This window comes from Synergistaceae bacterium (assembly GCA_017450125.1).
GTDB lineage: Bacteria > Synergistota > Synergistia > Synergistales > Aminobacteriaceae > JAFUXM01.
The window spans coordinates 1-19,847 of sequence record JAFSWZ010000039.1; the positions used below are offsets into that span (position 1 = coordinate 1).

14 protein-coding genes and 1 other RNA gene are annotated in these 19,847 nt (G+C 54.0%); 5 read left to right on the plus strand and 10 right to left on the minus strand.

What is annotated here, in order from left to right:
* Positions 1-628 (plus strand): glutamate dehydrogenase (locus IJT02_08935; GenBank protein MBQ7545049.1); only part of this gene is annotated, 628 nt, incomplete at its 5' end.
* 61 nt (positions 629-689) lie between these two features.
* Here IJT02_08935 and IJT02_08940 read toward each other — a convergent pair.
* The 6 genes from IJT02_08940 to trmFO form a co-directional block, all read right to left on the minus strand.
* The gene (locus IJT02_08940; protein MBQ7545050.1) at positions 690-1,526 is read right to left on the minus strand and encodes a diaminopimelate epimerase; all 837 of its coding nucleotides are present in this window, start codon (positions 1,524-1,526) and stop codon (positions 690-692) included.
* Between the two features lie 87 nt (positions 1,527-1,613).
* Positions 1,614-2,435 (minus strand): class I SAM-dependent methyltransferase, encoded by an 822-nt coding sequence (locus tag IJT02_08945; GenBank protein MBQ7545051.1) that lies wholly within the window; start codon positions 2,433-2,435, stop codon positions 1,614-1,616.
* 189 nt (positions 2,436-2,624) lie between these two features.
* Positions 2,625-4,205, minus strand: a complete 1,581-nt coding sequence (locus IJT02_08950; protein ID MBQ7545052.1) for a DEAD/DEAH box helicase — start codon at positions 4,203-4,205, stop codon at positions 2,625-2,627.
* Positions 4,206-4,236: 31 nt separating this feature from the next.
* An RNA gene (gene rnpB / locus IJT02_08955) (RNase P RNA component class A) lies at positions 4,237-4,576 on the minus strand.
* Between the two features lie 13 nt (positions 4,577-4,589).
* On the minus strand, positions 4,590-5,312 hold the full coding sequence (cobJ, locus tag IJT02_08960) for a precorrin-3B C(17)-methyltransferase (GenBank protein MBQ7545053.1): 723 nt from the start codon (positions 5,310-5,312) through the stop codon (positions 4,590-4,592).
* Positions 5,309-6,592 carry a methylenetetrahydrofolate--tRNA-(uracil(54)-C(5))-methyltransferase (FADH(2)-oxidizing) TrmFO gene (gene trmFO, locus IJT02_08965; GenBank protein MBQ7545054.1) on the minus strand — a complete coding sequence of 428 codons (1,284 nt, stop codon included), beginning with the start codon at positions 6,590-6,592 and terminating at the stop codon, positions 5,309-5,311. Before trmFO ends, cobJ begins: the two co-directional genes overlap by 4 nt.
* Positions 6,593-6,634: 42 nt before the next feature.
* Here trmFO and IJT02_08970 point away from each other — a divergent pair, with 42 nt between their 5' ends.
* Entirely contained in the window at positions 6,635-7,822 is a 1,188-nt protein-coding gene (locus tag IJT02_08970; GenBank protein ID MBQ7545055.1) for a site-specific DNA-methyltransferase, read from the plus strand.
* 47 nt (positions 7,823-7,869) lie between these two features.
* Entirely contained in the window at positions 7,870-8,481 is a 612-nt protein-coding gene (locus IJT02_08975; protein ID MBQ7545056.1) for a CfrBI family restriction endonuclease, read from the plus strand.
* Positions 8,482-8,524: 43 nt separating this feature from the next.
* Here the strand turns inward: IJT02_08975 and topA are convergent, their stop codons facing one another.
* Positions 8,525-10,879: a type I DNA topoisomerase gene (topA, locus tag IJT02_08980; GenBank protein ID MBQ7545057.1), complete on the minus strand. Its 2,355-nt coding sequence runs from the start codon at positions 10,877-10,879 to the stop codon at positions 8,525-8,527.
* Between the two features lie 85 nt (positions 10,880-10,964).
* On the opposite strand from topA, the gene IJT02_08985 reads away from it, so the two are divergent.
* The gene (locus tag IJT02_08985) at positions 10,965-15,197 is read left to right on the plus strand and encodes a hypothetical protein (protein ID MBQ7545058.1); all 4,233 of its coding nucleotides are present in this window, start codon (positions 10,965-10,967) and stop codon (positions 15,195-15,197) included.
* 115 nt (positions 15,198-15,312) lie between these two features.
* Positions 15,313-16,290, plus strand: a complete 978-nt coding sequence (locus tag IJT02_08990; GenBank protein MBQ7545059.1) for an acyltransferase family protein — start codon at positions 15,313-15,315, stop codon at positions 16,288-16,290.
* A gap of 42 nt (positions 16,291-16,332) precedes the next feature.
* On the opposite strand, the gene ychF is transcribed toward IJT02_08990, so the two are convergent.
* From ychF to IJT02_09005, 3 genes are read right to left on the minus strand one after another with little or no spacing between them, the layout of a single operon-like run.
* Positions 16,333-17,430 carry a redox-regulated ATPase YchF gene (gene ychF, locus IJT02_08995; GenBank protein ID MBQ7545060.1) on the minus strand — a complete coding sequence of 366 codons (1,098 nt, stop codon included), beginning with the start codon at positions 17,428-17,430 and terminating at the stop codon, positions 16,333-16,335.
* Between the two features lie 2 nt (positions 17,431-17,432).
* Positions 17,433-18,272 carry a L,D-transpeptidase gene (locus IJT02_09000; protein ID MBQ7545061.1) on the minus strand — a complete coding sequence of 280 codons (840 nt, stop codon included), beginning with the start codon at positions 18,270-18,272 and terminating at the stop codon, positions 17,433-17,435.
* Between the two features lie 54 nt (positions 18,273-18,326).
* Entirely contained in the window at positions 18,327-19,808 is a 1,482-nt protein-coding gene (locus tag IJT02_09005) for a potassium/proton antiporter (GenBank protein MBQ7545062.1), read from the minus strand.
* Positions 19,809-19,847 lie beyond the last annotated feature (39 nt).

Here is a 19,847-nt window from a genome sequence, read left to right on the forward strand (position 1 = left end):
GGTTCAGGGCTTCGGCAACGTCGGAAGCTACGCGGCCAAGATAATGAACGAAGCAGGCGTGAAGATCGTAGCCATCAGCGACACGACCGGCGCATACTACAACCCGGACGGCATCAACATCGAGAAGGCGTTTGAGTACATGAACACCAACCCCGGCCAGCGCGGAAGGAAGCTCACGGGCTTTGAGAAGGAAGGCTGCGAGAAGATTCCGGGAGAAGACATTATCGGTCTGGACTGTGATATATTCGTTCCTGCGGCGGCACAGGGCGTGCTTAATCAGGACACGGCAGGCAAGCTCAAGGCAAAGTACGTCTTCGAGGGCGCGAACAGCCCCACAACACCAGAGGCAGAGCAGATTCTCAACGACAAGGGCGTAATCGTAGTGCCGGACTTCCTTGCGAACGCAGGCGGCGTTATCGGGTCATACTACGAGTGGGCGCAGAACCTTCAGGGCTTCCGCTGGAGCGAAGAGGTCTACAACAGAAGGCTTGTAACTCTCATGACCGAGAACTTCGACAAGGTCTGGGACTACGCAGTGAACCACAAGACGACGATGAGGCGTTCGGCATATATCGCTGCCATCAAGAGGGTAACGGATATTGTCGAGCTTCGCGGAATTTACCTGTAGACAATAACAGCACCACAAGCGCAAAGCCCTCCTGTTACATAGCAGGGGGGCTTCTTACTGCTTAATATTCTCCGTTGAAGACCTCGACAGCAGGCCCCGTCATGAAGCACCTGTCCTCGTCGTCGACGCGAATCACCAAGTCCCCGCCCCTAAGGTGCACGGTTATTCCGCAGTTCCTGTCCAGTCTTCCAGACACAACCCCAGCAAATGCACTCGCAGTAGAGCCCGTTCCGCAGGCCATCGTCTCGCCGCTTCCCCTCTCGTACACGCGCATGTTGATTTCACGCCTCGAGACTACCTCGATGAACTCGCTGTTGATTCTGTTCGGGAAATTCTCGTGCCGCTCGAAGTAGTCGCCTTCTGACGCAAACTTGCTGTCCGTCCAAGTGTGAATGTCGGCTATCGCAGGGTTCTCGTCGAGGAAGTAGACTGCGTGGTCGTTGCCGACGTTGATGCCGATGTACTTCAGCTTCACCCCGTGAACCGTGATGTCCTGCGGTATGCTGGTTGTTGCGCGGCCGATGCCCATGTCTACGGTTGCTGACGAGACCTTGCCGTCCTCAACGGTTATGTTTATCTCGTGCATTCCGACGGGAGTGTCGATGAGGAGGGTGCGCCTGTCCGGCGGGACGAGACCGTGATCGTAGACGTACTTGGCCACGCAGCGGATTCCGTTGCCGCACATTGTGTCAGAGCTCCCGTCGGAGTTGTAGAGCTGCATGAACGCGTCTGCTTTGTCCGTAGGGAGAATCAGGATGATGCCGTCCGCACCGATGCCCTTGTGTCGGTCGGAGACGATGGGCGAGAGCTTCTCGGGGTTGTCGACGGTCTCGAAGCCGGGAAAGCAGTTGACGTAGACGTAGTCATTTCCGCAGCCGTGCATCTTCGTGAATTTCATGTGTATTCCTCCGTTACTGAGTTTATAGAGAGATTCTACACCGTGCACAGTTACGGCGTGATGCGTGATTATAGCAATCTCATGTATTTACAGCTTTAGCTTGCGCCTGATCCTGTTCAGGAAGCTGAACGTCTTGGGGCTCAGCCTCTGCTTGACGCTGCCGTAGAGTGCTGACTTCATGCTTTGCGGGTGCGTGAACAGATAGTGCTGGAACTCCAGAATCCTGCAGAAGAACTCGTACTGCTCTGCGGGATAGTGCCTCTCGATGACCTTCGAGATGTCCGCAAGATCTTTCTCCAGCAGCTGCATGTTCCACGGGATCACCAGAGCCTCAAACAGGTTGCCGGCAAACCTTCTCGTAAGCTCGGACACCCTGAACGCTCCGATGTTCGGCAGAATCTTGTCCTCCGCGTCGGGAGCAGGAACAACCTTATCTTCCGACACAACGCTCGAGAACAGGTAGCGGCAGGCCAAGTTGTAGCGGTAACGTTCTTGTGCAAACAGGGAAATATCGTGCAGGACAACCCACGAGTCATCCTTCATGAACGGCAGGACGCACAAGAAGTTCAGCGTCTCCCACGGGTGCGTGTGGACAGTGTCCAGCATGAACAGGTCAATGTCTCCGCCGATCTCCTCTATGAAGTGCGAGACATCACCTCCTCTGAAGACATGCCACTTGTCCAGAAACTCAGGAAACTTCTCCTCCACGAGAAAACCTGAATGCTTCTCCGTGCTGGTGATAGATTCCTCGAGGTAATCGACGGAATACAGCTCTGCTCCGTCAATGTCGGAAATTGCGTTGAGGATTATTGCGCTCCCGCCTCCTGCTGCTATTCCGGCCTCCAAAAGTTTACGAGGCCTCAGAGCGCGTATTATCCCGTTGAGGAAATAACGCTCCGTCTTCTTCATGATGGAATGAGGAGCTACTATGTCGTATATTGGTGTGAGTTTGTCTGTGTCGAAGTCTTCATATGGCCTTGCAGAATCGTGAAGGTTGCCTTGTCGTGTTGCCTTGTCGTGTTGCCTTGTCGATTATAGCGGCATCAAGCACGTTTGTCTACCTCTTTCTTCGTGATTTTTGAAGATTATATCACATTGTTATCTCCCCGCCTCAATCTCCCCCAGCTTCTCCTCAAAACCGTATATCGTCGGGTCTATGCTGTCTACCGTCCTGTTCAGCTCGTCCATCAGCCTGAACCTCCGGCTTCTAGGAAGCTGGTTCGCAAAACGCTTTATCTTCAGCAATGACTGCAGGTAATTCCTCTCGTACTGTATTATCAGCTTCGCGGCCATCAGCGCGCTCGGCATCGGTTCATCTAGGAACAGCCGCGCCATCTCCAAGTTCTCCTCTACCTCCATCTCGTCATACCATATCTCAGCAAGAATCTTCATGAACGTCTTTCGGCTTCCCCCGCGCGCTATCCTACGTGCCTCGCGGTCTATCTTCTTCATGTCAGCATTGAGCCTCCGCAGAACATCATCTGCCCTCAGCGACGGCATAGAGTATTCCGCAATGTATTCTGCCTCGTCCTCAATCAGAATCTGCCTCCGCAATAACCTTCCGAATGACGGGCTGAGCTTTATCACGGGCTGTTCAAGTTTCGCGTCCATCAGCTTGCGGAAGATTTTTCCCGTGCTGTAGTGCTCGCACTCGAACTCCGAGTCCTTCAGCCACGTAACATATCCCGGGTCAAAGAGCCCCTTCCTCCCTGCACGCCCGGACATCTGCATGAACTCTCCGTGCGTTATCGGCTTGTAGTTGTAGTAGTTCACGAGCTGGGCAAAGATTACCGACTGTGCAGGAAGGTTCACGCCCAGCGACAGCGCAGAAGTCCCGCACACAACATCAAGCAGCCTCTCTCTGAACGCAGACTCCACTAACAGCTTCTCCTTCGGCAGCATACTTCCGTGATAAGTTCCAACACCCTTAAGCAGGAACGACGCAACATTTTTCACCTCGAGGATTGCCGCAAGTTCGTTGATGCGCTTAACGTCCTGCGGAGGGATTCTCTTTCTCGTCGCCGCTATCTGTCCCGCAATGTCCATCACTCCACGCTGTGAGAACAGAAACACCAGCGAATCGTGAATCTCCCACAGCTTCACCGGGTCGTTGGGCTGGAAGATTAGTTCTGTTACGCGTTTCTTGGCCGCATGAAGCACGAACTCGCGCTGGCAGATGCCGGATAAGTACTTGCCCACGCTTTTGATGCTCCCGAGCGTCGCCGACATTACGAGTATTTCTGTTTCTGAGTCTGTGTTCCTTATGCCGTCAATGTATGTCCGTGCCCTGTCCGAATCGCTGAATATGTAGTGGAACTCGTCAATGATAAGTTTCTGGCCGGGAATGCGCGCGTATTTCATCGTGTAAATTTCCTGAGTACAGCAGATTATTCCTGCTCCCTCGTTGCGCTTGAAGTCTCCTGTTTCGAGGCCGACATCAAGCCCCATTCTGCGCAGGTCTAAATAGCGTTCGTTGCTGAGGGCTTTGATGGGGGCGGTGAAGATTATGCGTTCTGCGTCGTTGTTGGGGTTAATTGTGCTGTCGCGCCTGAGGATTCCTGCCCACAGATAGGCAACTAATGTCTTGCCTGAACCTGTCGGGGCGGATAATACTGCGCTGTGATTCTTGATGTGGTTGAATGCCCGTAGCTGCCAGTCGTAAAATCGTATTGTCTCCAAATTCGTGAATATCCTTTGTGCGTTAAGAAATAATGCGGGCAGTCCGTAAGCCGGGTTCTGTGTGAGAGACGGCCATTTATCTTGGACACTCCTCGCGGAATGCCTCCAGCGGTCATACCCGGAGGTCAGCGGGCCGCCTACAAATCCTCCCTATTAGACCTTGCTTCGGATGGGGCTTGCAAAGCATATGATTTGCATCATATCTGGTGCGCTCTTGCCGACACCATTTCACCATTGCCGTTTTGCGGCTGTATATTTTCTGTTGCGCTTTCCCTCGAATTGCTCCGGCCAGTAATTAGCTGGCATCCTGCCCTGTGAAGCCCGGACTTTCCTCCGCATCATGAAGACACGGCAGCCGTCTGAACTACCCGCAAGCGTATTGTATCATGCATTGTAGCCGCGCGGAGTGATAATCTTTCCATCAACTATACAGCTCTGTGAGTTGCCGATTATGACGGTGCAGAGCATATCGATTTCACGCGTCATGATTTCTCCGAGCGTCGTAACTTCGTGCGTCTCTCCTTCACGTCCGATGTTCCTAACGTACCCTGCGGGAGTCTCGGGCGGTTTGTGCCGGAGAAGAATCTCACATGCACGCTTGAAGTGTTCGGGTCTGTGCCTGCTGGCGGGGTTGTAGATGCAGATCACGAAATCCCCTATACACGCGGCAACAAGCCTCTTCTCGATTGTTCCCCAGCCGGTCATTATGTCGCTCAGGCTGATGGTAACATAGTCGTTCATCAGCGGAGCACCGAGAATTGCCGCCGCAGAGTTAGCCGCCGTTATGCCGGGAATGACGACAACCTCCTGACCGCTGCCCTGCGCAACCTCCATCATGAGGCCAGCCATGCCGTAGACTCCTGCGTCTCCGCTCGAGATTACCGCAACAGTCTTCCCGTAATCCTGCGCCAGCTTCAGAGCCATCGTGCACCTGTCTACTTCCTGCCTCATCCCTGAAACATAAATTATTTTCTCCTTCAGCTCTTCCTTAAGGAGCTCGATATATCGCGAGTAGCCGACGACAGCATCACACGATTTCAGGATGTTCATTGCGCGGGGGGTAATCTCGTCAGTTCCTCCCGGCCCTGTGCCTACAACGTAAATCATAATTTCTCCAGAAACTCCTTCATTGCGTTAATCGCTCTGTCCCTGTGGAATTGCGCGCGTTCCTTCTTGCCACGCAGTGTGATTTCCGGGAACAGGCCAAGATTGATATTCATGGGCTGGAAGTGCTTGGGGTCTGTAGTCATGAGGTAGTGCAGTAGCGAGCCGATTGCTGTTTCGCGCGGCCAAGACGGCAACCCGCACGCAATGTTTATCCCCGCAACGAGCCCCATTGCGGTGCTCTCCATGTACCCTTCAACACCCGTAATCTGTCCCGCAAGAAACACGTTGTCCCTGCCCTTCAGCCGTAACCATTCGTCTAGGACTGCCGGAGCGTTCACGCTGGTGTTGCGGTGCATTACGCCCAGACGTACAAACTCTGCGTGTTCGAGGCCGGGTATCATGGAAAATACGCGCTTCTGTTCTCCCCACTTCAGGCCGGTCTGGAAGCCCACGAGGTTATAGAGCGTACCTTCTGCGTTGTCCTGCCGGAGCTGAACTGCCGCGTAGGGTTCGTGCCCTGTTCTTGGGTCAACGAGGCCGCGAGGCTTCATCGGTCCGAAACGCAGGGTGTCTCTCCCTCTGTCGGCAATTGCTTCGACGGGCATACAGCCTTCAAAGTACTTGCCCTTCTCGAAGTCGTGAGGAAGGTTTCTCTCTGCAGTGATTAATGCGTCATAGAATGCATTGTACTCGTCGCGCGAAAAGGGGCAGTTGATGTAGTCGTCCCCTCGTCCGTAACGTCCCGACACGAACACCCGCGACATGTCGATAGAGTCCCGCATGACCACCGGCGCGACTGCGTCATAGAAGTATATGCGTTCTCCCGCAATGTCCCGGAGTTTCCCGGCGAGCGCGTCAGAGGTCAGAGGCCCGGAAGCGATTATCGCCGGTGTGTCGGGAATGTCCCTGACTTCCTCGCGGATAAGCGTAATGTTCGGGTGAGAGGTTATGCGTTCGGTTACGAGTGCGGAGAACTTTTCGCGATCAACGGCTAACGCTCCTCCTGCTGGGACGCGTGATTCTTGTGCGCAGGAGAGTATCAGCGAGTCGAGGAGTGAGAGTTCTTCTTTGAGGATGCCTGCGGCGGAGATTCTGCCGTCTTTGTTCTCCGAGCCTAGAGAGTTGCTGCACACTATTTCCGCGAGTCCGCCTGTTTTGTGCGCGGGAGTCAGGAGCGAGGGGCGCATCTCGTACAGCGAGACGTTGAAGCCTCTCTGTGCTAGCTGGTATGCGGCTTCACTTCCGGCGAGGCCTGCACCGATTATCTTTATGTCCGTCATGAATTTATCCCTGTGCTAAAATTTTTTGCGGTGAATATTATCATGTACTCCGTTGAACAAGTCAAAGCTATCGGCAAAGAACGTACTTCTGAAAGTTTCTCGCTTCTGCTTGAGATTTTTGGGAGCAGTACTGATATTGACATCCGGCGTGAAGCTGTTTCATCAATCGGACGGCACACCGATAACAGCAGAATATATGACTTCATATCACGCGAGGCCTTCAAGAAAGATAACCCGATGGAATTAATCTACCAGATGTTCAGAACCTGCCTGTACAAGAGCAGGGAGGACGAGAGATTTTCACATCTCCGCCGTAGAATCATAGAGACTTATCATAATGAGGTCATAGACAAGATGGACAGCTATTACATGTTCCGGCAGGGCAGGGAGAAATTACAGCCCCGCACAGGAATCACCAGCCCGATCCTTCTTGTCGGGGACTGCGAGCAGACATTAAGCCAGCTTCCCGGTGAGTCGGTGCAGTTGGTATTCACTTCTCCGCCGTATTACAACGCTCGGGAATACTCGGACTATTCTTCGTACGCTGACTATCTCGCAAAAATGGGCAGGGTGTTTTCCGAGTGCAGCCGTGTGCTTGAGGCCGGGAGGTTCATGATTGTGAACGTTTCCCCAGTCATCACGAAGAGGCCGGGACGCGAGTTCGAGAGCATAAGATACCCTATACACTACGACTTTCACAGGGTGCTTAGCGAGTCAGGATATTACTTCATCGACGAGATTATCTGGATAAAGCCCGAGCCGTCAGTCCCGGACAGGATAAGCGGCTACAAGCAGACCCGCAAGCCTCTTTCCTACAAGCCCAACTGCATAACCGAAAGCATAATGATTTACCGCAAGAACTGCCCGTTTCTGCTTGACCGCAACATGAAGGCATACGGCGAATACGACAGGCACGACGAAGAAGAGATAGACACGTCCAACTGCTGGTACATTGCGCCGAAATACGACAAGAATCATCCGGCTGTTTTTCCGGAAGAACTGTGCAGGAGGATTCTGCGGTACTATTCGTTTGAAGGTGATGCTGTGCTTGACCCGTTTGCGGGGTCGGGGACATTCGGGCGTGTCGCAAGGAGAATGGGGAGGCTGCCTGTCCTGTGCGAGATGAATGAAGATTACGCAGAGATTATAGATAGCGAGGCGGAAGGATATTATGACGTTCGAGGAAGGAATAATCCGAAGCACTGTCAGCAAATTACTATCGGGCTGTGATTACCGTGATGAAGTAGTGAACGCAATCAACTCTAGCTTCTTCGACCATTCACGGCCGTGCGACGCGGAAGATTATTCTTGAGGCCGCAAATGACAATTTCGAGTACCTGCGCTCAATGCTCACAGAGCTTGAGAACGACTCAGACAATGACATAGCGATAACAATCAGCATAAGCCATAAAGATATAACGGTTAATCTCTCGCTGACGGAGAGCCTGATAGTGATTAACGCCCTCGCTACGAAGAAACTGCAGATACGCGGAGGGGCATGGAGTGCAATCGGTAAAAAGGTAGAGAAGCCGCTAGTTGATGAGTTGTGCAGGAGGGCTGGAGTTCCTGCTGAGAACATAGACAACAGGCCGTTCACCAGAGACAAGAAGAGAGCCTACGACCGAGAGACAGACTATAAGCTCATCAGCAGGGCAGGAAAAATCTACCGTGTTGAAGTCAAACTGATGGGTAAAGGCAACCCTGAGAGTGCGGATGCGACAATAGCAAGGGACAGCGACATATTTATAGCTGACACGCTGGGCGAGCAGAACTGCGCACAGCTCGAGGCTAGAGGGATTGAGTACCTGATACTTCGGGGCAACAGCAGTTCTCTTGAAGACTTCGTGAAGATTCTGGACAGGCTGGATATTCCTTACAGCAAAAAGTAGATGCAGGAAGCCTAAACGTTGAAACCTCCTGCATCATTTAAGTTTATTCATCCGCAGAGTCAGCCGCCGCCTTGTACTTGCACGTTGCACAGAATACACTGCTTCCCCGCCTGTACAAGTCCTCTCCGCACTCCGGGCACTTTTCCCCCGCAGGCCTGTTCCACGCAACATAATCGCACTCAGGATACCGCGAACACCCGTAGAACGTCCGCCCCTTCTTGCTCTTGCGCCTCACAATCTCTCCTTCTCCGCACTTCGGGCACTTCACCCCGATCGTCGACAGAATCGGCCTCGTGTACTTGCACGCAGGATAGTTCGAGCACGCGATAAATTCCCCGAAACGTCCGCGCTTCTTCACGAGGTCATGCCCGCATTCAGGACACGCTTCACCTATGGGCTCAGGCTCGGGTATCGGCACGCGGGGAGCATCTTCCGCCTCGTTCAGTGTGTTGCTGAACTCCCCCCAGAACTCACCGACAACGTCAAGCCACCTGCGCGAGGCATCTTCTACCTCGTCAAGTTCCTTCTCCATCTGCGCCGTGAATCCCGCGTCAACGATCGACGACAAGTCTTTACGGTTGAAGTACTGCGCGAGGAACTCATCTACCGTCATTCCAAGAGGAGTGGGACAAAACCTGCGCTCCTCGTTCTTCTCGATGTAGCCGCGCGAGTCCAGCGTCCCCGCTATCGTCGCGTATGTTGACGGACGGCCGACACCGTTCTCCTCGAGCGTCTTAATCAGGCCGGCCTCTGAGTACCTCGACGGCGGCTTCGTTGCCTTCTTCTCGCTCTGAACATCAGCAAGTTCCAGCATCTCGCCCGCGTCAATCTTCGTTACTTCGCTGCCCTTAAGGTCAAGAGGCCACAACCTGCTCCATCCGTCGAACACAAGCGTTTCGCCTTCCTGCTTTAGGGTTACGCGCCCGGCCTGTGCCTTTACCGTTGACTTGGCCGTAACTGCCGGAGTCATCTGGCTCGCCGTGAACCTCCGCCATATCAGCGAGTACAGTTTGTGCTGTTCGGGAGTGAGCGCGCCTTCAAGGCTCTCGGGAGTAAGGGCAATGTCCGTCGGCCTTATGGCTTCGTGAGCGTCCTGAACCTTCATGTTCTTGCTGGATGTTGTGTAGACGTTCGGAGCTTTGGGGAGGTATGCGGGCGGGTACGTTCCCGCGATGAACTGCCTGCACATGTCTAGTGCTTCGTTCGAGATTCTGAGGCTGTCCGTGCGCATGTAAGTTATCAGCCCGATGTTCCCTCTGCCCGGAACGTTCACTCCCTCGTAGAGCTCTTGCGCTACCCTCATCGTGCGGGCGGGTGCCATGCTGAGCCTCCGGCTGGCTTCCTGCTGTAACGTGCTCGTCCTGAACGGCGCAGGTGCTGAGTGCGGGCTGTCCTTGCTCTTGAACTCCGTAACAACAAGTTCGCTCGCCCTTATCTCCGCAATAATCTCCTCTGCCTTCTCCTTAGTGTTTATTCCGAGCGGAAGATTGTTCTTCATGAGAGTTTTGCCGTCCAGCTTGTAGGCTCGGAGCTCGTAAACACGGCCGCCGTTCTCTGCTCGGGCTGTGATTATGTAGTACGGGTCTGGCACAAAGGCTTGTATTTCGCGTTCGCGCTGGCAGATGAGATTCAACGCCACAGACTGTACGCGTCCGGCAGAAAGCCCGTAACGTATCTTCTTCCACAGCAGAGGGCTCAACGTGTAGCCGACGAGACGGTCAAGGACTCGCCGTGCCTGCTGTGCGTCGACCTTGTTCATGTCGATGTAGTCAGGATTCTTCACGGCGGTTCGGACTGCGTTTGCCGTAATCTCGTAGAACCTCACTCGGCACTTCTGCGACAAGTCCACTCCTAGAATGTCGGCCAAGTGCCACGCTATCGCCTCGCCTTCGCGATCAGGGTCGGAGGCCAAGAGAACGCGTGATGCTCCTGCCGCCAGCTTCAGCAGCTCGTTCTTGAGGGCGGCTTTGCCCTTCACGAGGATGTATTCAGGCGCAAAGTCGTGCTCTATGTCGATGGCTAGCCTGCTCTTGGGCAAGTCCTTCATGTGCCCCTTGCTTGACCTGACGATGTAGCCTTTCCCCAGCATTCCCGACAAAGTTGCGGCTTTCGACGGCGACTCCACAATCACCAAGATCTTGCCGCTGTCCTCTGATGATGTGCTGATAACCTTTCTGGGTTTTGCGGGTGTCTTCTTTGTGGCTGATGCTTTCTTAGTCCCGGCCGTCTTTGCGGATGCTGTCTTCTTGGTTGTCTTTGCCGATGCTGAAGCCGTCTTCTTAGTTGTCTTCGTGGTGGTCTTGGTCTTGGACGAGCCGGATGCTTTCCTCTGCCTAGTGTCCTCCGATGTATCAGCGGGCACTGACTTTCTCACAGGTGAAATCGTAATTACCCCCATACATAAATTTGATTTTTGGCAACGTAAATTTATACCACATTTTAGAATATAATTAACGAAATTTTTTCAGGATGTGAATATTACTGTGCGCATCATAGGCTCACTCATAAAGTATGTGATATATCTCTGTATCGTGCTCATTGCTGTTACTGCCGCGCTCTTCTGGTTCGACACGGGCTCGTGGCTCGTCAAGCCTCTGGCTGAGAGGGCAGGCAGCTACTTCCTTGCTCCCATGACGCTGACTGTGGACAGCGTAAACGGTTCAGTACGCGAGGGCTTCACGCTGGAAGGCCTTGTGCTGTCGTCTGGGGACGAGGAGATGTTCACGCTCGGCTACGCATCAGTGAGCCCGGACTGGGACATGGTTCTTGCAGGAGGAGACGGACTGCCCTACATCAAGAGCCTTAACGTCAGGGGTGTAAGTTCTGACCTCGACAAGGTGATGACAGTTGCGGGATTGTTCGAAAAAGATGAAGAGGACGAAGACGCAGAAGACGATGACGAGGAAGACGAAGAATCCTCCGCGTTTCACCTTAACCCTTTCAGCCTCTCGGTGAGCGACGTGAATTTCGGCACGCCGTACGCTGCATTGTCCCTCGACGCAATCACTCTCACGCCCGAAGGCATTTTCTCTTTCGCCGCAGACGTAACCTCGAACGACAACACATTACCCCTCAAAGCAGACGCACGGATAAACTTTGAGCCCCTCGAGGTAATCTCGTCGGATCTGTTCATTGGACGCAAGGGCACGGGGAAATTCGCTGGCTGTCTCGAACCGTTGAAGGCTTACCTGTCATTGACGGCGTTATCTCTTGATGAGTTCATGAGGTTCGCGCCGCCTCTGCCGGTTACTGCATCGGGAAGGCTTGACGGGAGATTCTCTGCAGTCAGCGAGGACGGAAGGCTGAAGGCAAACGGTGTCGTGTCGATGCCGCGCGCCGAAGTGATGGACGTTCCGCTGAATCTGCGAGTACCTTTCGCGTGGGATGGTGCAGGAGTCCTCACGCTGGACAATGCTGCACTCAACACCAGAGCCGCAAGCGTGAAGCTGGACTCGGAGACGGACATCAACACTCTCAGGGTTAAGGCGAATGGAGAAGCGTTGAACATCTCGCTGAACGAGATAGGCCGTATCTTTGCGCCGGAAGCAGGCCTCGAGGGCGAGGGAGGAAGCGTGAAATTCGACGTTGACGCGGTGCTGTCGGGGGACATTCTCGGAAGAACGAGTGCGGACGTTAAGGCGGACATTCCGCAGATTACGGCGGCAGGAGTAAGGATTCTGCGGAGCTTGGCCGGACAGCTGACGCTCACTCCCGGAGGTTTTCCGCGCCTCAACGCCAATGGAGAAATTTTCGGCGGAAAGTTATTTGCCCGCGCAGAAGCACAGACAGCTTCTGATAGCAGCATCAAACCGAACGCAGTCCTCTCAATCGTGAATCTGGACATCCCGACGGCGGTAAGGACTTTTCCGGCTCTGGCCAAGAGCGTTAAACGTCCCGAAGGCAAAATCACCGCCCGAGCAGTTCTCACGGAATCACTCGACGTAACTGCGAAGCTGACTTCAGACCGTCTCGGTGCTGAGGGAGTAACGCTCACGAATCTTCTTGCGGAAGCGTTCTACAGCAACAGCAGGGGCATCGCGGAGCTCGAAGGCTTGTCGATGAATCTCGGCAAAGGAAGGCTCACTGCTTCAGGGAGCGCGAACCTCAGCACTAACCGTTTCAGCTTCAGGACGGACGCACAGAACATAGAGCCGCGAGCCATTCCGATGCTGCGGGACGTTAAGGGCACGTACACTTTGACCGCGCAGGGTTCGGGGGACTACACGGACATCAAGAGCATCAAGGCAGAAGCAGACCTCAAGGCACGGAACGTAGGCTACCAGACTTACAGCGTCGGGACGGTGAACATTCCTGTAGATGTGTCGGACGGCAAGGTATCAATCAGCGACGCGGCAATCACCCTCCCGAAAGGCAGAATAACCCTTGACGGGACAGCTGACCTGCTCAGAAACACTTTCAGCCTCAATGCAGACGCACAGAACGTAGAACCCCGTTATTTCGTGAAGGATGTTGCGGGGACGTTCAACCTCACTGCGAACGCGTCAGGCAACTACACGAAGATACCCACAATCCGCGCGACCGCAGACCTCAAGGGGCGAAACTTGGGTTATCAGGGCAGAAGATTCGGTAACGTGGATGTCCCGTTCACGTTTGCTGACAGCACAGCGAGAATCAACGGCGCAGTAATCAGTCTCCCGAAGGGCAGAGTTACGCTCGGAGGGACTGCAAACGTCAATTCAGGAGCATTCAGCTTTAACGCCAATGCCCAGAACGTAGAGCCGGGAGCTTTCGTGCCTGACTTGTCGGGGACGTTGAGCCTCACAGCCAGCGGGTCAGGCAACTACAACAACATCAACGGCATAAAGGCAACCGCAGACCTCAAAGCCCGCAATCTAGGCTATCAGGGCAGAAGATTCGGCAATGTGGACGTTCCGTTGTCCTTCGCGAACGGTACGCTGAACATTCCGTCGGCAAGGGCAGCACTTCCCGGCGGGACTGTCTCGCTCAAGGGCACTGCGAACGTCAAGAACACCGCCAACCCTGTGCTTAACTTGTCGGCCTCAACGCAGGGCATCGACCTGGCCGAGCTCATGACCCGCCTGAAGCTGCAGACAGCGGACATGCCGGTCTCCGGGAAAGTCTGGGGCAGCGTGAACGTCAAAGGACCTCTTGACCGTGCCTCAGTAAGTGCAGTCCTCAGAGCCGCGAACGTCAAAGCAGGTGAGCTGGCTGACGTTAAGGGTGGAGTTCTCGAGGTTCAGGGGGACACGAGGAAGGTTGTCGTGAAGAGGCTCGAAGCTGACATCAACGGCGCAAACATTATCGGCAACGGAGACCTGACCATCAACCAGCGGGACATCATGAAGAGTGCGGTGAACGTTCAGGCCAAAGTCGGACGGCTTAACCTGAAGAAGATTCTGACCCAAGCAATGGGGAGCGCGCCGGTAACAGGAATGATAAGGGGAGACGTGGCACTTCGCGGAACTCTGGGACAGCCTGCGCTTGACGTTCAGCTGAAGTCGCCGGTGATTTACGGGAGCACGGAGATTGACGACATAACGGTAAGGCTGAGGTCTCCCGAAAACAATCACTTTGTTGTGAACGCCGGAGCAAGAGTCGGTGAGTTCCGTGCTGACGCAGAGACTGACCTTCGGAACAGCGGCGGAGTGTGGACGTATCAGGTTGGCACGAAGCCTCTGGACATCGACAAGGCGATACAGACGCAGATGCCTGACATGGCCGGAATCGCGAAGGGCAAACTCACCGTCAACGTCAAGGGGAGCACGAAGCCGGGTGCGGACGTACGCGTAGACGCGCGGATCCCGAGACTTCAGCTCGTGGACAAGATAGACGTTACGGACATAACCCTTCCTGTAACTTACAGCCCCTCTACGAACAGAGTAGAACTCAGAAAGGCGGGTGCGAAGCTCAGCGACGGGACGATAGACACGGGCTTTGAGTACGACATCGCGAAATCTTCGTGGAAGGGCAGCGTGAAGGTCATGCACCTGGACTTCGGGAAGCTGGCGAATAAGTTTCTGCCTGAGGGAGAACTTGTAGGGAGCGTCGACGCACAGGTCAGCATGAAGGGACAGCAGGGCATGATGAACACGAGTTTTGCGAGCGGGAAATTTTCGACAACGCCGGGATATTTTCACAAGATGGCATTTCTCGACAAAGTTACTCCGACGAAGCGCATAAGTTTCGAGAACATCAGCGGTTCATTCTTCTGGAACGGAACGGATGTCTTCCTGAATCCAGGCACACGCGCGCGCGCAGGCAATGATGAGCCGCTCTACAGGTATGTTGACCTCAACGGTTCGCTTGGAGTTCCGGGAAAGGGCTTGAACCTTGTTTGCGACGGAAGATTTGACCTTAAGATTCTCGACCAGTTCTTGGGCGCGATGAAGGGAGTGTTCCAGTACGTTACTGGCGGTGTTGCGCGCAACGTCCTCAAGGATGCGGCGGGGCGTGTTCTTGGCCTGAAGCGGAGGGACTTCCAGAATGTGTCATTCACGCTCGCTAACTCGTGGCAGAACCTGCGCCTGCTGAACCTGAAGATAACGAAGCCGATAGAGGACTTCCTGCCGATAGACATCCTCAACAGGGACGAAGAGAAGCAGAGGGACGACACACAGTTCAAGATGAGGCTTAGGATTCCGACGGGCAAAGGTGATAAGAGCGTCGAGGAGGAGAGTACTACTGACCAGTTCAAGGAACAGCTTATCGACAACCTGTTCAACTTGGGACTGTAAATTTTCGTCAACGCACCGTAAAATAACTCATATAACCCTTGATTTTTTAGGAAGGAGCATATAATAATGAGCAGAGAGCAGAGAGCAGAGAGCCTGCTATTTTGACTTTTTGCGGGTGCTGGCAGCTTTTGCAGTAATGTTGCTTCACGCCTCAAGCAGAAATTACACAAGCAGCGTATCGCAGGAAGTCTTCAGGTTTTACGGCAGTACAGTAAGGTGGGCAGTTCCTATGTTCCTGATGATAAGCGGTTCACTGTTCCTCAGCCGAGATATTCCAGTCAGGAAAATTTACGGCAAATACATACTGAGGATATTCACGGCGTATTTGTCGTGGTCAGCAGTATACGCGCTTGCAGTCTATAGGGAGACAGGAGCATCAGCCGAAATCATCCCCAACATAATGACAGGGCATTATCATATGTGGTTTCTGCCGATGATAATGACAATGTACATGCTGGTTCCATTCTTGAAGAAAGTAGCAGACTCACAGTTCCTGACGAGATATTTTCTTGTGCTGAGCTTCATTGCAGTGTTCGTTGTGCCGCAAATCCTGCGCCTCGTGTCTCCGATTTCAGAGTATTATGATGAAGCCGCCAAAAAACTTGCTGATAATTTTCATCTGTCCATATTCTCCACACATGTCGGCTATTTCGTGTTCGGGTACGTCATGAGCAGAATCAAGCTGTCCCGTAACGCGGAGCGTATGGTTTACGTTCTTGGTGTGCTGGGCTTCTTGGGGACATTCCTATACAGCAGATACTCTCTGCAGAATGACTCGCTGTACACCAAATACCCTATCGGCTCTGGGCTCAGCGTGTTATTCCAAGCGACGGCAATCTTTGTGCTTTTCAAGGAGCACTGCCCAGCTAATGAAAAGGTCAGGGATTTCTTCAGGATGCTGGCTAAATACAGTTTCGGTGCGTACCTTGCACATGAAGCTGTGATACATCTTCTAAGGAAGCTGGGGCTTAACCTTTTGTTGTTCGACACGAGAGTTTCAGTGCCTGTAATTGCTTCAGCAACGTTTGTGGTTGCGTTCGGAATATCTGCGGTCTTGAATCAAATCCCCGTACTGAGAAAGTATATCGTGTAGAAAACCTGCCCCCTGAATGTCGGCAGGGGGCTTCTTCTACTCTTACACGTTGAAGCGGATCTCTATCATGTCGCCGTCCTTGACTATGTACTCTTTGCCCTCGAGCCTCAGAACTCCCTTGTCCCGGCACTGCGCAATTGATGCGTTGTTCGCGATAAAGTCCTCGTACGCCACAACCTGCGCCCTGATGAAGCCTCGCGCAAGGTCGCTGTGTATTGTTCCTGCGGCATCTACAGCACTGCTCCCCTCACGCAACGTCCATGCTCTGACCTCGTCGCTGCCTGACGTGAAGAACGAAATCAGCCCCAGCAGCTTGTACGCCTCGTGAATCAGCCTGTCCCTGCCCGGCTCTGTGATGGACAAGTCCTTCATGAACTCCGCGCGGTCTTCCGGGTCAAGTTGCTCAAGCTCCATCTCAGTAGCTCCGTAGACTTTTACCGACTTCAAGCCCTTAGCGGACATCTCCGCCTCAAGAGGGGCAAGCTCCGGGACATCCCCCGTCTGAGTGTCGTCGAGGTTCAGCACGACAAGTTCAGGCTTCAGCGTCAGGAACGCAAACCCTGAGAGTGCGCGCTTCTGCTCATCAGTGAGCTCGAACTCACGAAGAGGCTTCTCGTCCAGAAGGTGAGCCTCTAACTCCTTCAGAAGCTCGAGCTCCTGCGCCTCCTGAGGTGTCAGCTTCTTCTTGGCCTTCTTCTCGTCTAGACGTGCAAGCCTGTTGCTGATTACCCCTAAATCACGGTAAATTAACTCCGCTTCTACTATGTGCCAGTCCCGCAGAGGGTCAATGCTGTTCTCAGGGTGTGGCACTGAAGCATTCTTGAAGACCCTCACGACGTGAAGCAGTGCCTCGCTCTCGGCAACGAACGACAGGAACGAGTTGCCCAGCCCCGCTCCCTTCCCTGCATCGCGCGACAATCCGGCCAAGTCCACGAACTCGACATCAGCGGGCTTCTCGCTTCTGGGCTTGAAGATCTCCACGAGGCGGTCAAAACGTGCATCAGGAACGTTCACGAGCGCACGGTTCGGCTCTGTCTTGCCGGATGCGTAAGGCTTAACCTCTGCTCCGGCTCTGGTGATTACGTTGAAGACAGTAGATTTTCCTGACAACGGCAGTCCTACAATTCCGCATTTCAGCATGATTAATTCTCCCTTATCGTTACCGGCATGTTGCGGTACGCGTACTGCTTCAGCTCCGCTATGTCCTCGTTGCTGAGGCGGATGCATCCTTCTGTGGCGTTCGTGCCCCTGCTGTCGGGGTCGTGCGTTCCGTGAATGCCTATGCCCTTCCAGCCCTTAGCGTCGAGCCTCAGAAACCACGGGCCGTAAGCTCCTGCGATCTTGCCTTTGCCGTCGCGGAAGTCGTGAGACCAGCCGGATGCGTTCTCGATCGACACTATCTTGAAGTCCCCGACGGGTGTCCTGTTGTCGCCCCTCTTCTGCTTGTCGCCCTTGTTTCTGCCGACGGCAACGCTGTACGTTTTCACGGGTTCATTGCCCCTGTAGAGCGTTAAGGTGTACTCTGACTTGTTGATGACAATGCTGTACCTGCCGTTGTTCGGCTGAAGAGACACAGAGACAGGAGCAGGCAGAGTTTCCACTATTATCCTGTCGGTGTGGGGATTAGATTCTGAGGGCAGAACTATCGTGTTCTTCGTCATCGCGAGCGGAATGATTATGTGCTGCTGTTCCTGCTGAACGGGAGGGGCAGGAGGTTCTTCCGGCGCAGGAAGAGGAAGGCTCTCGGGTTCAGGGAGCGAGGCGGTAACCATCACGGGCTGGGGCTCGGCTTCGACGGCATGAGGCATGTTCAGCCCGGCGTAAACAGTGGCACACAGCACAACTCCGGCAGTGCAGAACACTCCGCGAAGCAGAGGATGAAGCCGCTTCTTGACGGTCCACTTCCCTGCCCCTCTGTCAATCCACACTGTACGGAGCGTGAACAAGTCTTTGACAAATTCGCGCAGTCTGTCAGTATTCATGTGTAAGTTCTCCTTTACGGGTATTACTGAATATTAGCGCATTGGGGGCAAAAATCAACTGGGATTTTCCGCCCGCACAGCAAGTTTTGCCTCTATGTCCGTGAGCTTCGCCCTGTCTCCGAACAGTAACAGCGTGTCGTCCTTCTCGAGCACCGTCCAGCCCTTAGGGATGAGGTACTTATCTCCTCTGTTGATGAGCAGGATAGTTACTCCGTCGGGAAAACGCAGATCCTTCACCGCCGTGCCGATCACCGCCGCATCGGGCAGAAGGTCTACCTCGCGCGTAACGTCATCGCCAGAACTCGGCGTGATGTCGAAGTTCAGCGTCCAGCTCTTGGCCTCGCGTACTGCGGCATCAAGGCGGAGGAGCTTTGCAGCACCAGCGAGGGTCTTGCCCTGAATCATCACTGATGTGAGGACGACGAAGAATATCAGGTTGAACATGTACTTTGCCTGAGGATGTCCCTCAGTGAGCGGGTAAGTTGCGAGGATTATGGGCACTGCTCCTCTTAGTCCCGTCCAGCTCACGAAGAGTTTTTCCCGCCAGTTGAAGCGGCTGAAGATTGTCCCGATGAATACGGCTATAGGACGGGCAATGAACATCAGGCAGAACGACACCAGAAGCCCGAAACTTATCACCTCAACGTCGAAGACTTCACGCGGTGTAACGAGCAGTCCCAGCACGAGGAACATTATTATCTGCATCAGCCACGCAAAGCCTTCGTGGAATCTCTGCAGGCTGTACTTGTAGAGGAAGTCTCCGCCTCCCATTACGATGCCGCACACGTACACGGCCAAGTATCCGTTGCCGTAGACCGTCTCGGTAAGTCCGAAGGTTGCCATGACGATGGAGATTCCCCACACGGGATAGAGTGCCTCATTCGTAACCCTGAGACGCTGGATTGCGTAGCACGCGAACTTCCCCATCACGAAGCCCATAGCTCCGCCTGCCGCCATCTGAACAACGAACTTCACAGCGAGTTCCGTAACCGGCACGTCAGGAGTCTTCAGCCAGGTTATTGCCGTGAGAGTGAGGAAGACTGCCATAGGGTCATTGCTGCCGCTCTCGAACTCAAGCAGGGGCTTCAACGCTCCCTTAACGCCGACCTTCTGCGTGCGTAGGATCGAGAAGACTGCCGCCGCGTCTGTTGAGGAGATTATTGCGCCGAGAAGGAACGCGTCCTTGTAGTCGAACTGCGGGAGCATAGCCAGAGGCACAGCCATAGCTACAGCAGTGAGGAACACTCCGAGAGTCGAGAGCACAACTCCCTGCGTAACGATGGGCTTAACGTCGCTCCACTGTGTCTGGAAGCCGCCGGAGAACAGGATAAATGCCAGCGCGAACGTTCCGACGTTGTTTGCGGCGACGGCATCGGAGAAGTTGAGGCCGCCCGGACCGTCAACACCAGCGAGCATACCGATCCCGAGAAAGAGGATAAGGGCAGGGACTTTTATCTTCTCGGAGAGTGCTCCGGCAACGAGGGACAGGAAGAACAGCATTCCTGCGACAAGGAAGGGGTTAATAGTCTGAAGCATAAGCGATAAATATTTCCTCCTAACGATACATTGAGATGA